This is a genomic window from Aerococcus christensenii, from assembly GCF_001543105.1.
Classification (GTDB): Bacteria; Bacillota; Bacilli; order Lactobacillales; family Aerococcaceae; genus Aerococcus; species Aerococcus christensenii.
Window position 1 is genome coordinate 259,254 of record NZ_CP014159.1, and the last position, 14,738, is coordinate 273,991.

15 protein-coding genes are annotated in these 14,738 nt (G+C 39.8%); 1 reads left to right on the forward strand and 14 read right to left on the reverse strand.

The genetic code is table 11. The features are described from left to right. Positions 1-65: 65 nt before the first annotated feature. From guaB to murB, 9 genes are all read right to left on the reverse strand, one after another. Positions 66-1,547 (reverse strand): IMP dehydrogenase, encoded by a 1,482-nt coding sequence (gene guaB / locus AWM71_RS01310; RefSeq protein ID WP_060776297.1) that lies wholly within the window; start codon positions 1,545-1,547, stop codon positions 66-68. Between the two features lie 237 nt (positions 1,548-1,784). Beyond that, positions 1,785-2,549 (reverse strand): hydroxyethylthiazole kinase, encoded by a 765-nt coding sequence (locus AWM71_RS01315; protein ID WP_060776298.1) that lies wholly within the window; start codon positions 2,547-2,549, stop codon positions 1,785-1,787. A 153-nt stretch (positions 2,550-2,702) separates the two neighbouring features. Further along, positions 2,703-3,467, reverse strand: coding sequence for an ABC transporter ATP-binding protein (locus tag AWM71_RS01320; protein WP_060776299.1), 765 nt, complete (start codon positions 3,465-3,467; stop codon positions 2,703-2,705). A gap of 2 nt (positions 3,468-3,469) precedes the next feature. Beyond that, on the reverse strand, positions 3,470-4,360 hold the full coding sequence (locus AWM71_RS01325) for an ABC transporter permease (RefSeq protein ID WP_060776300.1): 891 nt from the start codon (positions 4,358-4,360) through the stop codon (positions 3,470-3,472). A 3-nt stretch (positions 4,361-4,363) separates the two neighbouring features. Beyond that, positions 4,364-5,407, reverse strand: coding sequence for a tryptophan ABC transporter substrate-binding protein (gene trpX / locus AWM71_RS01330; RefSeq protein ID WP_060776301.1), 1,044 nt, complete (start codon positions 5,405-5,407; stop codon positions 4,364-4,366). Positions 5,408-5,760: 353 nt separating this feature from the next. Then, a complete protein-coding gene (locus tag AWM71_RS01335) occupies positions 5,761-6,078 on the reverse strand; it encodes an AzlD domain-containing protein (protein ID WP_060776302.1) in 318 nt (105 codons plus the stop codon). After that, the gene (locus tag AWM71_RS01340; RefSeq protein ID WP_144428610.1) at positions 6,078-6,794 is read right to left on the reverse strand and encodes an AzlC family ABC transporter permease; all 717 of its coding nucleotides are present in this window, start codon (positions 6,792-6,794) and stop codon (positions 6,078-6,080) included. Before AWM71_RS01340 ends, AWM71_RS01335 begins: the two co-directional genes overlap by 1 nt. Before the next feature lie 216 nt (positions 6,795-7,010). After that, positions 7,011-8,633: an ATP-binding cassette domain-containing protein gene (locus AWM71_RS01345; RefSeq protein WP_060776304.1), complete on the reverse strand. Its 1,623-nt coding sequence runs from the start codon at positions 8,631-8,633 to the stop codon at positions 7,011-7,013. A gap of 331 nt (positions 8,634-8,964) precedes the next feature. Further along, the gene (gene murB, locus AWM71_RS01350; RefSeq protein ID WP_060776305.1) at positions 8,965-9,870 is read right to left on the reverse strand and encodes a UDP-N-acetylmuramate dehydrogenase; all 906 of its coding nucleotides are present in this window, start codon (positions 9,868-9,870) and stop codon (positions 8,965-8,967) included. A gap of 199 nt (positions 9,871-10,069) precedes the next feature. Between murB and AWM71_RS01355 the strand changes: the two genes are divergently transcribed. Further along, complete coding sequence (locus AWM71_RS01355) at positions 10,070-10,318, forward strand: hypothetical protein (protein ID WP_060776306.1); 249 nt, start codon at positions 10,070-10,072, stop codon at positions 10,316-10,318. A gap of 37 nt (positions 10,319-10,355) precedes the next feature. Here AWM71_RS01355 and AWM71_RS01360 read toward each other — a convergent pair whose 3' ends face one another. The 5 genes from AWM71_RS01360 to rpsA form a co-directional block, all read right to left on the reverse strand. Continuing rightward, positions 10,356-10,922 carry a GNAT family N-acetyltransferase gene (locus tag AWM71_RS01360; protein WP_060776307.1) on the reverse strand — a complete coding sequence of 189 codons (567 nt, stop codon included), beginning with the start codon at positions 10,920-10,922 and terminating at the stop codon, positions 10,356-10,358. Then, positions 10,923-11,390 (reverse strand): tRNA (adenosine(37)-N6)-threonylcarbamoyltransferase complex ATPase subunit type 1 TsaE, encoded by a 468-nt coding sequence (gene tsaE / locus AWM71_RS01365; RefSeq protein ID WP_082632696.1) that lies wholly within the window; start codon positions 11,388-11,390, stop codon positions 10,923-10,925. It abuts the gene before it with no gap. Between the two features lie 138 nt (positions 11,391-11,528). Then, complete coding sequence (locus AWM71_RS01370; RefSeq protein ID WP_060776308.1) at positions 11,529-11,807, reverse strand: HU family DNA-binding protein; 279 nt, start codon at positions 11,805-11,807, stop codon at positions 11,529-11,531. Positions 11,808-11,946: 139 nt separating this feature from the next. Beyond that, on the reverse strand, positions 11,947-13,257 hold the full coding sequence (gene der, locus AWM71_RS01375) for a ribosome biogenesis GTPase Der (RefSeq protein WP_060776309.1): 1,311 nt from the start codon (positions 13,255-13,257) through the stop codon (positions 11,947-11,949). Positions 13,258-13,374: 117 nt separating this feature from the next. Continuing rightward, positions 13,375-14,673 carry a 30S ribosomal protein S1 gene (rpsA, locus tag AWM71_RS01380; protein WP_060776310.1) on the reverse strand — a complete coding sequence of 433 codons (1,299 nt, stop codon included), beginning with the start codon at positions 14,671-14,673 and terminating at the stop codon, positions 13,375-13,377. Between the last annotated feature and the right edge of the window lie 65 nt (positions 14,674-14,738).

A 14,738-nucleotide genomic window follows, 5' to 3' on the forward strand; every position in this document is an offset into this window, starting at 1 on the left:
TTTTTAACTGAAAACAACAAAACCAGGAAAAGTCTTACAACCTTTCCTGGTTAGATGAGCGTTTGTTATCCTCGTGAATAGTTAGGAGCTTCTTTAGTAATTTGAACATCATGAGGGTGGGATTCAATGAGTCCCGCTTGACTGATCCGAACAAATTGAGAATTCATCCGTAAATCTTCAATAGTGTGTGCCCCGCAGTATCCCATCCCAGAACGAATACCACCTACTAATTGATAGATAATATTAGCGACAGCGCCCTTATAAGAAACTCGGCCTTCAATGCCTTCTGGAACCAACTTATTAGCTTCATTGACTTCGCCTTGGAAGTAACGGTCAGAAGACCCCTTCTTCATGGCAGCTAAGCTTCCCATGCCTCGATAGGTCTTGAAGCGACGGCCTTGGTAGATCTCCATTTCACCTGGAGCTTCATCCGTCCCGGCTAACATTGAACCTAACATCACGGCGTGTCCACCAGCAGCTAGGGCTTTAACGATGTCGCCTGAGTACTTAATTCCGCCATCCGCAATGATGGTTTTGCCCATTTCATTGGCGACTTGAGCTGCATCATAGATAGCGGTCAATTGAGGCATACCGACACCGGCAACGATCCGTGTCGTACAGATGGAGCCTGGTCCAATACCAACCTTCACAATATCTACCCCTACTTCGAATAAAGCACGCGTTGCTTCTGCCGTGGCTACATTCCCAGCAATCAAGGTGACGTCAGGATAAGCTTCTCGCATTTCTTTAATCTTTCGAATAACCCCTGCAGAATGGCCGTGCGCCGTATCAATGACGATGGCATCTGCCCCTGCCTCAACGAGGGCTTTAATTCGTTGGAAAGTATCTGAAGTTACCCCTACAGCAGCCCCACAGATTAACCGCCCTTCAGAATCTTTGGCAGCATTTGGGTAAGCTTTTAGGTTGGCCAAGTCTTTAAAGGTAATCAAGCCGGAGAGATTGCCTTCTGAATCTACCAAAAGTAATTTTTCAATCCGATGATTTTGAAGAATGCTTTCAGCTTCATCCAAAGTCGTTCCCACAGGAGCAGTCACTAAATGCTCTTTGGTCATATATTTTTCGATAGGTTGAGAGAAATCATCCACGAAGCGTTTGTCTCGGTTGGTGATAATCCCTACTAACTTATGGCTAGTTTCACTTTCAACAATAGGAACCCCGCTGATGTGATAGCGCGACATTAATTGTTCAGCTTCTTTGACAGTACTTGTCGGATATAAGAAGAAAGGATTGGAAATGACACCACTTTCTGACCGTTTAACTTTTTCAACTTGCTCAGCTTGGGCTTGAATCGTCATATTCTTATGAATAATCCCCAGGCCGCCTGAACGGGCTAAAGCAATCGCCATCTCAGATTCTGTGACCGTATCCATGCTTGCAGACAAAATCGGAACGTTCAGCCGTAACTTTTTAGAGAGTTGAATACTTAGATCGACTTGATCCGGTAAGACATCACTCGCTTGAGGAATCAAGAGCACATCATCAAAAGTAAGGCCTTCTTTAACAAATTTTTCTTCCCATTTAGACATTTTTACCTGTCACTCCTTTTTCTTTTATTCATGTTTTCTAAGAAAGCATCTTCTTATATTGCTCCATAGTATACCAAAATATATCCAATAAAGCAAACTTTATTTAAACGAAATTATCTTATTGTTCGTTATATATCTTACTTTATGAATATATTTATGTAAATAGTTCGTGATTTACTATAATTTGTTCTATAGGCTTCAATTTCTCTTGTTTTCCTTCAACGCCTACAGAAATCCTTAGAGAATACCTTTTTCTAGAGAGACTTTATTGACGACTTCTTCATCTGTCACGGCGGCTAATGCTTCTAAAATCTCCTCATAATCAGCTGTCCTATTAGACGTTTGACAGACCTTGATCGCACCTTCTAAAGCAGACAAGCCGTCCAAGCAGGCAATAATTTCTCCCGTTACAGCAAGATAGGCTGCAATCAATCCCGTGCCCATCGCTTCTCTTTCTTCTAAGGTAATATCTGTGGTCGATAGCTTCCAATAATAGCGATCGATCACGACATACGCTACCTTTCCTGTCATAACTACTGTAGTATGGTAGTTTTGACTAAGCTTCGACAACTCTGCCAAAATCTCGGCTTCTTCTTCCATAATTGGGGGAGTGGCCATTAAACTGCAAATTTCTGAAGGGGTTCCCTTCAAAACAGTGACTGCCTGCTGGCTAAGCCAATGTTCAGCTAACTTTCGACTTTGTTCACAGCTATCCAGACCTGCGCCATCAAGAATAACTGGTATTTTTTGATTCACCGCTCTTCTTAGAGCTTGATCCATCATTTCAGTGCCTTCCGAAAGATTATTCCCGATACCTAAACACAAAGCACAGCTCTTCGAAGAAAGGTCATCCTTCTGACTCTCCACCACTTGAGCTCCCGTTGTTCGTATCGCTGCAACAGCCTTTACTCTTTCTGAAGTGGGCATTCTCACCTCAACAAGAGGCCCTTCTTTTCTGACCTGTCGACGCACTGCCTTCATTTTCGTGACCCTATTAACCATCAGCAACTTCCTTTCTAGCAACTTGCTATTTTGGATTCATTATAACACGTCTCCCTCTGCTTTTATGAGAGAATGCCCATTCCTTCCTCTTCTTCAGTATTCTTCTTATCATCAAAAAAACTCCTACCAAAAGCAGGAGTTGAAATGAAAATCTTATAAACTTTCTAGAATATGATAGAGATCTTCCTTAGTGAGTTTACTTTTTTCTTCTTGATTATAATCTTGAACAATTTGCCCATGATCTAATACTAAAAGGCGGTTACCATAAGTCAAGGCATCTTGAAGATTATGGGTAATCATTAAAGCAGTAAGTTGATTGTCTTTGACTTGTTGGTTAGTAATTTCTAAGATTCGACGAGAAGTTTTCGGATCGAGAGCGGCAGTATGTTCATCTAATAAAAGGAGTTTTGGCTTGACGAGGGTTGCCATTAGGAGGGCGATGGATTGCCGTTGTCCCCCAGATAATTTCTCCATTTCTACATTTAAGCGATCTTCTAGTCCTAAACCAATCGAAGAGAGTGCCTGACGATACTGCTCAATCCGTTGGTCATTCAAAGCAAAAGCTAGTCCTCGTTTTTGCCCACGTCTCGCGGCTAGAGAAAGATTCTCAGCGACTGTCATCCGCGGGGCTGTTCCCATCTTAGGATCTTGAAAGACTCGGGAAATAACACTCGCCCGTTTTTCTTCAGAATCTTTGGTAATGTCCTTTCCCTCCAAGAGAAATTTGCCTTCATCTACGAAAAAACTCCCCGCAATCGCATTTAAAAAGGTCGATTTTCCTGCACCGTTCCCCCCAACAATCGTAATAAAATCTCCCTGATTGATCGTAAGGCTCAGGCCTTTTAAAGCATGGAAAGCATCTAGCGTCCCTAGATTAAAAGTTTTGTGAATATGTTGAATATCTAAAACAATCGACATCCTTAATCCTCCTTCTTAACGTGGATTTTATTAAGATTTAAATGATAACGTAACGTTGGAATGGACAAACAGAAACCTACAATAATTGCAGAGAAGAGTTTGAAGTCATTGGCTTCGAACTTTAAGAGGAGGACTCCACTTAATAGCAAGCGATAAACCACAGACCCCAATAAAATGGTGACTAACCGCATAGGGAGACTCACATTCCTCAAAAGAACTTCTCCAATAATAATGGAAGCTAACCCAATAACAACAGTCCCTATCCCCATCGAGATATCCGCATAACCATAACTATTAGCCACCAAAACTCCTGAACAGGCAATAATGCCATTAGCCAACATGTAGCCCAGCATTTCCATTCCTTGAGCATCAATCCCTAAAGATTTTGCCATTTGACGATTGTCTCCAGTGGCAATGAGGGCTTGTCCCATTTCTGTTTTGAAGAAGGCACTCATCAAGGCAATTAAAATCAGCGTTACGACAAGTCCGATCATTAAGGTATCCACATTCCGTGGCAAATGGAGAGCAGCGAGTAACGTTTTAAAGGTCTTCTGACCACTTAAACTCAAGTTAGCAGCCCCCATCATCTTTAAATTGATCGAGTACAAACCGGTCATGGTAATAATTCCTGAAAGTAAGGGATTTAATTTTAAGCGGGTGGTTAATAAGCCAGTAATTGCGCCAGCAGCCATCCCTGCTAAGAAGGCAATCCCTAAAGCTACCACCGGATGGAAGCCAAAGCACATGGCTTGACCTCCCATTCCTGCTCCTAAAGTAAAGCTTCCTTCTGTTGTCATATCTGGTGCTTTTAAAATTCGAAAACTAATAAATATCCCTAATCCCATGACAGCCCAAACACTGCCCTCGGCTAAAGCGTTAATAAAGACTTCCATTTTTTAACCTTCCTTTCCCATGTCTTTGGCTTTTTTGACTAATTCTTCTGGTAGTTGAATGCCTAAAAGTTTGGCTTCTTTGCTATTGATATAAGGGGCCGTTTCCTTGGTGAAGACAACCGGATATTCTCTAGCATCCTTACCTTCAATTAGATCTGCTAACACATTGGCAGTATCTACTCCAAATTGATATTGCGTAATCCCTACAGTTGCTACACCACCCGCTTTAACCATGGCATCTGCAACTGGGAACACTGGAATTTTATGACTGTTGGTAACAGAAATTAAAGTATTCATGGAAGAAGCAATGGTGTTATCGTTAGGTACAAACAGAGCTTCCACTTCTTTACTTAATTGTTCAGCCACCTGACCGAGATCATTCGTTGAAGTGATGGTTTTTTCTACCACTTTTATTCCCATAGATTCAGCTATTTTTTTGGCATCTTGAACGGTCTTAAAAGCATTAGTTTCTGAACTATTATAAATAATACCTAAAGTTTTCAATTCTGGCATCACTTGATGAATAATATCGAATTGTTTTTCTATTGGGCAATCTCCACTTACCCCTGTTACATTCTTACCTGGTTTTTCTAAGCTATCCACAAGTCCTGCTGCAATAGGATCAGAAATAGCGGACATCACCACAGGAAGTTGATCATTGGCAACATTCTTTAAAGCTTGAGCAGCAGGAGTTGCAATTCCTACCAAGTAGTCATCTTTGTTCGCCATCATTTTTTCAGATAACATTTTTAAATTGCTTTGATCTCCTTGGCCATTTGCGAAATCAATTGTTAGATTTTGACCATCTACATAACCTCTTTGAGCCATCTGATCATAAAAACCTTGACGAATTTCATTCAATGAAGGATGATCCATAAATTGTAAGAGACCTACTTTAATTTTTTTATCTACTTTTTTCACATTGGTCGCATTGGCTACGGCTTGACGATTGCCCGTGTCCCTATTTTTTATAAGACTTGGCATAGCTAGGAATAAAATAGCGAGCATAAAGATTAATAAACTTCCGAATAATGTTGTTTTTTTCATAATGAAACTCCTTTATTAATAAAAAAACCTCCAACTAAGAAGCTGCAGGATACAAAAAATCCCGCACAGACTATAGGCGTCTATGCGGAAAGTAATGTTAAGGTTAATCACCGCATAGATACAGCTTCATCTGAAAACTGAAGTTGCATCTACACTGATCACAGAATAAACACAACTACTCCATACGGAATTGCCAGTATAAAGTATTTAGATGGTTTACAGTAACTTGTGACATGTGATTAACTCCTCTCTTATAATCTTGTTGTTTAATACTATAACACCTTGTTCATAATTTGACAAGTCATTTTTAAATTTCTTTTTATGCTGTCCTCTTTTTTAGGCAATTACTCCGTTTAAAAAGCAGCCATCAAAATTACCAGTGTTAAAGTTCCTAATAAAATGGTCCAAATGATGTTCTTTGTCCAGTAAGCAGCTCCGACACTGACAAGAGCAGCTAAGAGTTTCCAATTCACCAAAGGATTCAAGCAAAAATGAGCTTGCCAATAAAAAATATCCAAACAAATCATCACGGCAAACACCGTAATAGGAATAAACCGCATAAAACGCTGAGCATCTGTAGATAAATTCACTTTCCTCATCACGAGCCCAGGGACAATACGCATCGCAATACATATGACCGCTGCTAGGGCTAATAAAGCATTAAAAGGCATTAAAGATTCCTCCTTTTCCCTCTTAAATGACGCATTCTTCGTTTTTCAAGCCAATAGCCCAGATAAGAACTCACCAAAGTACACAACATAATATTCACACCTGTAGGTAAAAAAGGCGCTAAAGCAAGTGCGAGAAGTCCAGATAAGCCTGCAATCATCACTATTAATCGAGTTTTCAATTGAGGGATCAATAGGCCAATAAACATAGCTGTCAGCACGTAGTTCATCACCGCTTCTGGACCTGCGATAATGCCTCCTAAAAGAGCTCCTACAATTGTAGACACGCACCAAGTCGTGTAAGTCAAACACGCTACCCACAAACCGTTGTCCACACTCCGCTGGCCTTCTCCTTTTTCTGCTTTCTCAAATTGAAACATATTCATCGCATAAGACTCATCCGTTGTACATTGACATAGAAGCAGTGTTTTGAAGAGTGGGGCTTCTTTCAAATATTTAGCAAGAGAGGAAGTAAATAACATCTGCCTAGAATTCAAAAGAATAATCATTAACAGGATATCCATAAAACTCGCCTCATTCATTAACAAAGCAGCCGTAGCAAATTGTGAAGAGCCTCCAAAGACTAACATACTCATTAAGCCGATCTGAAGAACAGATAAGCCTGCCTGTTTCAATAAAAGGCCAGCAGCTAGTCCTAAAGGAACATAACCTACCATAATCGGTAAAGCTTCGCGAATACCTTCTTTATATCCTGTCATCTGTTTCCGTCCTTTCTTCAAAATTAGCTACTCGAGTATAACAGATAATTCTCCTTTCAACAATCTGAAAAAATAAAAGCTTCTAGCCTTTCATTTATTTTTCTCAGCGTTCACTAACTATCTGTAAAAAAAGAAAATATTCCTTGATCCTCTTCAGCATAAAAAATGTCCTATCCCAAAAGATAGAACATTCACTTTATCTCATATCGTTTGTTCTTACGTGTGGGGGCCTTGTTGCATCTCACGATCATAATCCATAAACTTGGTAATAAAGGTATATGGATCCACCAAATCTAACCGCTTAGCAAATTTTGTCAAGCTACTCTCTCTTAGGCCTGCCTTCTTTAAGAATCTAGGAATGGTTACAATATCGATTGGCAAGGCATCTGCCACTAGCTTACCTTCTAGTAAAACCAAGGTTCGACGGGTGTATTCCAACATCACTTCAATATCGTGCGTCGTTAAAATGACAGCCACTTGATATTTTTTATTGAGGCGATAGAGGATCCGCATAATCTCTCTAAAATGCACAAAATCATAGCCCGCAGTAAGCTCTTCTACCACTAACAATTGAGGAGAGGGTAAAAGAGCTTGGGCAATTAACATCTTCTGTTTGGAAATTGCAGAAAGTCTCTCTAAAGGACAATCTTTAAAAATAAGAAGACCTGCCTTTTCTAAGGCCTGTTCGATGTCATCAGATTCCTTATCTCCATATTTTTCTGCGTATTTTTCCATGTAAGAATATACCGTGTCCCCTTTATCATATTCTAGGACACATTTGGAAACATACCCTACTTCTTTGGATAAGTCTTCTGTTGAAATTTCCCGACCTCTCCAATAAATATTTCCAGATTCTGCCGGTAAACTTCCTGATAACAATTTAGCAAGTAGGGTCTTCCCAGATCCATTTTTCCCTACCATACTCACAAGATCTCCCTTATGGATCGTCAAATTCAGGTGAAAGAGACCGCGTTGGTACTTCGAATTGACAAGAACGGAGACATCATCCAATTGAAGCAAAGGTTCTGTTGAAGCATCATAGCGAAAACGAGGAAGCATTGCCATCCAATTTTGAATAATCTGCCGCAATTGACGACCAAATAGCTGATCCACGTGACTAATGTTATAAACCTGATGAAGCGGATAACCTGCATAGCGCATTGCGGTAATATACAAAGGTTCTCTAATCTCTAAAGCTGTCAAAATATTGGTCGTTAGCAATTTGTCCAGTGACCCATCATAAACAATTCGCCCTTCTGAAAAAACCAATACGCGATCAATTGGCCGAGTCATCATTTGTTCCAGCTGGTGTTCCGCAATAATAATGGTCGCATTCGTATGGACATGAAAGTCATCAATAATATCTACAAAGATTTGTTGACGTTCTGGCGATAGGCGCTTCAAAGGTTCATCAAAAATATAAACATCTCGTCGTGCTTGAAGTTGGCGTGCCATACGGAGAATTTCTTTTTCTCCTGAAGATAATTCTTGAATATCTTCAACACTGGCATGCTGATTCACAATGGAGTGCCACCGTTCAGCCACAGCTGTCCGTGAAAGCCAAGCATCCGTCACTTTTTTCTCTTCTAAAAGTTCTGTCTGCGGCGTATCCGCCTCTTCCCCTTCATCAAAGTGAATCACTTGTCCAGATAAATCTCCCTCTTTAGGCAGTTGATCTTGCAAAACTTTTAAGAAGGTGGATTTTCCTGAACCATTCGCCCCTAATACCAAAATTTTATCGCCATGATAAAGCGTCACATTAACATCCAATAAAGCATTCTTCTCCGTATTCGGATAATAATACGAAACATGCTTTAATTGAATCCATGGTTTTGGCACTGTCTCTCCTCCTCTTGTTCTCATCGTTTCTATTAGAATTATTATATTACAAATTCTCTTAAAAAAGTAATGTGAAATCCTAGTTTTTCGCATTATTTCAAAGAAATTGTATATTTATTTTCTGGGCAAATTTTTCTACCTATTTTCATCTGTTCCAAAATAAAAAGCAGCCATTATGTGGTGTTCTCCAAAGAGTCACACTTTTGGGGGACATCTCATTAAAAACTGCTTTTTATATTCAAATTTTCCACAGATAAACTAAAGAGAGCACTAACTCTAAGCAAGATAGGCCTGAATTAGTGCTCCCAGCTTATCCACATCTTATCGTCTATTAAGCCATGGCCCGTCCGATAATTCGAACCTCTGTTTCTAAATCCACATTATATTTTTCCTTGATGACAGATTGAACATGATGAATCACGGCCAAATAATCAGCTGCCGTCGCATCATTAATGTTCACAATAAATCCTGCATGCTTTGTAGAGACTTGAGCGCCACCTATCGTAAAGCCTTGAAGTCCTGCTTCTTGAATCAATTGCCCTGTATAATGGCCTTTTGGTCGCTTAAAAACAGATCCACAGCTTGGTAAATCTAGGGGCTGTTTACTTTGTCTTAGAGCATTCAACTCTTCCATCTTTCCTCGAATAGCGGCCTGTTGTCCTTCTTCTAGGGTAAAGCTTGCTCGAACCACACTGTCTCCATTTTCTTGAACAAGAGAATGCCGATAAGAAAATTCTAACTCTTCATTGGTGTAGGTCTTTAAATTTCCTTCACGGGTTACCACCGTCACTTCTAGCGGAAGGTCTTTGATTTCTCCACCGTAAGCTCCCGCATTCATATAAATGGCACCCCCAACACTTCCTGGAATACCACAAGCGAATTCTAAACCCGTCAGCTTTGCCTCGCAAGCAGCCCGACTAACATCGACCAACTTCGCTCCTGCTTCTGCACTTAATAAGTGTCCCTGAACTTTTACTCTATTCAACTCTCTTAACATAAAAACAATGCCTTCAATGCCTTTATCTGACACAATCACATTCGATGAATTCCCTAAGGTCATAAAAGGCAAATCCAATTGATTGGCCACACGAATCATTTCTTGTAATTCGTCAATAGTATGTGGAAAGGCCAAAACATCTGCTGGCCCTCCAGTCTTTGTATAAGCATAATACTTTAAGGGTTCATTGGGTTTAATGTGTTTAGGATCAAAACGATCCATAAAAGCTTTAATGGTCATTTTATCGCCTCACTTTATTACAGATCAAAAGCTTGAATTTACTTTTGCCTGCTTAACTCTCGATTCTTTTACATTCATCGGGAAAAGAATGCCTCTCTTATCATAGCATAAAACAAGATGAACTCTTCCGGAAAAAGAAAATTAAAAAAAAGAAATTTTTATGATAGACTGAAAATAATATAAAAAGGGAGGAATTATTTTGCCTAAATCTAACCGTCAAGCCCTATTGATGACTGCTTTAACTTTTCTTTTTATGGGATATCAACTTCAAAAATCCTCAGAAAACTTACACCCCTTTACTCTTTGTATGGGGTTCTTAATTCCTTTAAATGGCTTGATTTTCGCTCTTAACGTCAAAAAAAGGAGCCTACGCGTGATCCTAGCTCTCATTAACCTCGCTTTTCTCCTTATTATGAGTTTTGTTTCTATTCAAGTCTTTTTGCAATAACAAACAGCTTCCTCATCTTTTCCATGAGGAAGTTTTTTTAAACTTCTTGATTTTCTTCGCTAGCTGTTTCTTGTTCTGAATTCTTTACTGGTAAATACATCAAGACCGTCTCTTGGAAAGTTCCATCGACATACTGTCCTTCTGGCAAGCGCCCAATCTCCTTAAAATCATATTCCTTGTATAGCGAAAGGGCTCTAATATTCTCAACATTCACTTCTAGGCGAAGGCCACGAAGAATAGGACTTTCTATTGCCCATTCCAACATATCTTCCATAAGCAATCGACTGAGTCCAAAGCCAAAATACCGCTGCAAAATACAAATTCCTAATTCTCCAATATGTTCCGTTTTTGTCCCTTCAGGTGCCCCCACCGTAATGGCTCCAATGATCTCACCTTCTAAAATCGCCAATAAGACGCGATTATTTAAAGATCCTTCAATCGCTTTCAAATAACGCTGCTCTTGTTCTTGATCGACTCCTAAGCCTTCAGGTCCAAAAGTTAAATAAGGCGTTTCTTGACCCACTTGCTTATAAAAATCAAGCAAAGCCTTCGCATGCTTGGTCTTGGCTTCAACAAAAGTAATCTCAATTTGTTCTCTTTTCATCTATTTTGCCATGCCTCCTATTAAGCCCTCTACTAACTCTTCTCCACGTTTCCCTCGACCCGTTAAAGAAAGAATTCGTCCTTCAGGGCCTTGCTTCTCAATACTTATCCAAAGGTAGTCGCCTTCGAGGTCCTCTTTAATGTATTGTGGCCACTCAATAACACATACCCCGTCTCCTTCTAAATACTCTTCAATTCCTAAGCCTTCTGCTCCCGTCTGCTCTAATCGATAAGCATCCATATGATAGAGTGGAAGATGCCCAGATTGATATTCTCTCATAATGGTAAAAGTAGGACTTTTAATATTGCCTTCAATCCCTAAAGCACGTGCTAAGTAACGCGTAAAGGTGGTTTTCCCAGCACCTAGGTCTCCCTCTAAACAGATGACGTCCCCTGATTCAAGTAACTGTGCAAGCTGTTTAGCCGTCTTTTCAGTCTCTGATTCATTTTTCCAAGTGATCGTCTGCAAACTATTTCCTCCTTTCTTTTTTTACATTATAAACTAAGTTCTTCTGGCAAGCTAGTTTCTTCATTTAAAAGAAAATACTTTTAAAGAGAACAAAAAAGCCGAGTTCTCAGAACTCGACTCGTTTTAAAGGATAATTCCTTAACCTTTAATACTGTCTTTTAAACCTTTACCAGCTTTGAATGCTGGAACTTTAGTTGCAGGAATTTGAATTTCTTCGCCTGTTTGTGGGTTACGTCCCTTACGAGCAGCACGTTCACGTACTTCAAAGTTACCGAAACCAATAATTTGAACATTTTCCCCTTTAGCTAAGTAGGATTCAATAGAAGAAAAGACAGCGTCAATAACTGGTTGAACCACTTTCTTTGCTTCACCTGTAGCTTCTGCTACGCTTTGTACTAAATCTGCTTTATTTGCCATGATTTCACCTCCACGAGTATTTTTAATTTATGTTGCCATAAATATGGAATTACCAACCGATAATTCTCTTATAAATATACCACAGAAACTCGACTATAACAACATTTGTCCCTGATTTTAAGTGGCAAATATCTATATTCTATCGTCGATTTCTGGTAATAATCTTTATAGGAACCCCTGTAAATTCAAAGGCATCCCGAATCTGATTAGAAAGAAAACGTTCATAGGAAAAATGCATCAACTCTTCGTCATTGACCATCACTACAAAAGTAGGCGGAGCAGTCGATACTTGGGTCATATAATATACCCTTAATTTCCGCCCTTTATCAGAAGGAGCAGGATTAATGCGAATAGCTTCCGTAAGCACTTGATTCAATAAGGAAGAGGAAATACGACGATGAAAATTCTCATAAACCTTTTGAATAAAAGCAGGAAGTTGTGTCACTCGCTGTTTGGTCATAGCGGATACATACACAATCGGTGCATAGGATAAGAACTGAAATTCTGCTCGGATTTTCTGTTCAAACTCTGTCATGGTGTGGTTATCCTTAGTGAGTTTATCCCACTTATTCACCACAATAATAAGGCCTTTCCCCGCTTCATGCGCATATCCTGCAATCGTCTTGTCTTGGTCTCTAATCCCTTCTTCAGCATTGAGCACCAGTAAAGTGACATCTGAACGATCGATCGCTCCCATAGACCGCATAACGCTATATTTTTCAGTGGCTTCGCTCACTTTACCTTTTTTTCGGATTCCCGCTGTATCAATAATTCTAAACTGGGTATCTTCATAGGTAAAATACGTATCAATCGCATCCCGTGTAGTTCCCGGCACGTTCGACACAATCACGCGATTTTCTCCCAGCATAGCATTCACTAAGGAAGATTTTCCAACATTTGGTCGGCCTATTAAAGCAAAAGAAATAACCTCTTCTTCCTCCTTACCCTCATCTTCCAAAGGAAAACGACGATAGATTTCTTCTAATAAATCTCCTAAGCCTAACCCATGAGCTCCAGAAATAGGATAAGGATCGCCTAATCCTAACCGATAGAAATCATAAATTTCTGCTTGAAGGTCTGGATGATCTACTTTATTAACAGCAAGTAAAACCAGTTTCTTCGCCCGCTGTAAGAGATGCGCAATCATTTCATCAGTTTCTGTGACACCTTCTGTCACGCTTGCCATCATAATAATGACATCTGCTTCTTCCACCGCAATCTCTGCTTGCATCCGAATCTGCTCCACAAAGGGCTGATTATTAAATTCAATTCCCCCCGTATCAATCAAACGTAACTGCCGACCCAGCCATTGTCCCTTCGCATAAACTCTATCTCTCGTCACGCCTGGAAGATCTTGAACAATACTGATTCTTTCGCCGGCTAATCGGTTAAATATCGTTGATTTTCCAACATTTGGACGACCCACAATCGCAATATTAAGTGGTAACATCTTTTCCCCTCCTTTTTCTCTTTCTTCCACCTATTCTCATAAATTTCAAAATAAATCTCTTCATAAAAACAAAGGCCGGATACTAGGATCCAGCCCTTTTTCGTCTAAAGAATTGAATTAGTCTTCAGAGTCGTCAAAGTTAAAATCTTTTAATTTGTCGCCCAATAAGTCAGCGAATGAGAAGCTTGATTCTTCTTCAGCAGCTGGTGATTGTGCTTTAGCTTGAGTGTTTTGAGCAGCTTTACGCCGTGGAGCTGGAGCAGCTTTACGTTCACGACGTGGAGCTTCAGCTTTTTCTTCTTGTTGTTCAGGAGCTTCTTCAAGTGCCTTCATAGATAAGGATAAACGATGATCTTCAGCGTTTACTTCAAGAACTTTAACTTGAACTTCTTGACCTTCTTTTAATTTATCAGATGGGTGGTTCACATGTTCATGTGAAATTTGGGAAATGTGAACTAAACCTTCAACACCTGGTAAGACTTCAACGAAAGCACCAAAATCTACTAAACGACGAACGACCCCTGTTAATTCAGTCCCCTTAGCTGCTGTTTCTTCAAGAGTTTCCCATGGACTTGGAGTAACAGCCTTCATAGATAAGGAAATACGTCCGTGTTCTTCATCAATTCCAAGAATCTTCACTTGAACTTTTTGGCCAACTTCAAGAACGTCAGATGGATGGTTCACATGATGATGAGCAATTTGAGAAATATGAACTAATCCGTCAATGTCACCTAAGTCAATGAAGGCACCAAAGTTAGCTAAACGAGCAACTGTTCCTTCAACCACTGCCCCTTCTTCAAATTGTTCTAATTTTTCTGTGCGTGCTTTTTCTTCTTGTTCTGCTGCAATTTCTTTATGAGATAAAATCAAACGGTTTTCAACTGGGTTGATTTCTACAATACGTGCGTCTAATTCTTTCCCTTTGTAAGCAGAGAAGTCACGTACGAAGTAGTTTTCTACCATAGAAGCAGGAATAAATCCGCGAACTCCAGCGTCAACTACTAAACCGCCTTTTACAACTTTTGTAACGGGTACAGTAAGAACTTCTTTATTAACAGCTTTTTCTTCTAATTCTTTCCAAACTTTTTTTGCTTCTAAACGGCGATGGGAAAGTAAGAAAGTTCCATTTTCTTTGTCTTTGATTTGTTTTACTACAACAAGTTCAAGCTTGTCGCCAACGTTTGCTACTTCTGTAACATCTTCGACTTGTTTAGAAGTAAGTTCACGGAAAGGAACTACCCCTTCAACGCCAGCGCCTTCAATACCAACAACTAGTTGGTTGTTCTCGTCAATGGCTAATACTTCTCCTGTTACTGTATCACCAATCTTTACTTCTTTTGTTTCTGCAAGCATATCTTCCATAGAAGGCATGGTTTCTTCTACTTCACTTGCTTGGTTTTCAAACTCATTTGTCATAAACTATAATCCTCTCCTGTAAAAAAGTACTAACCATCAACTTATTGTCAATGAATACCCCTCAA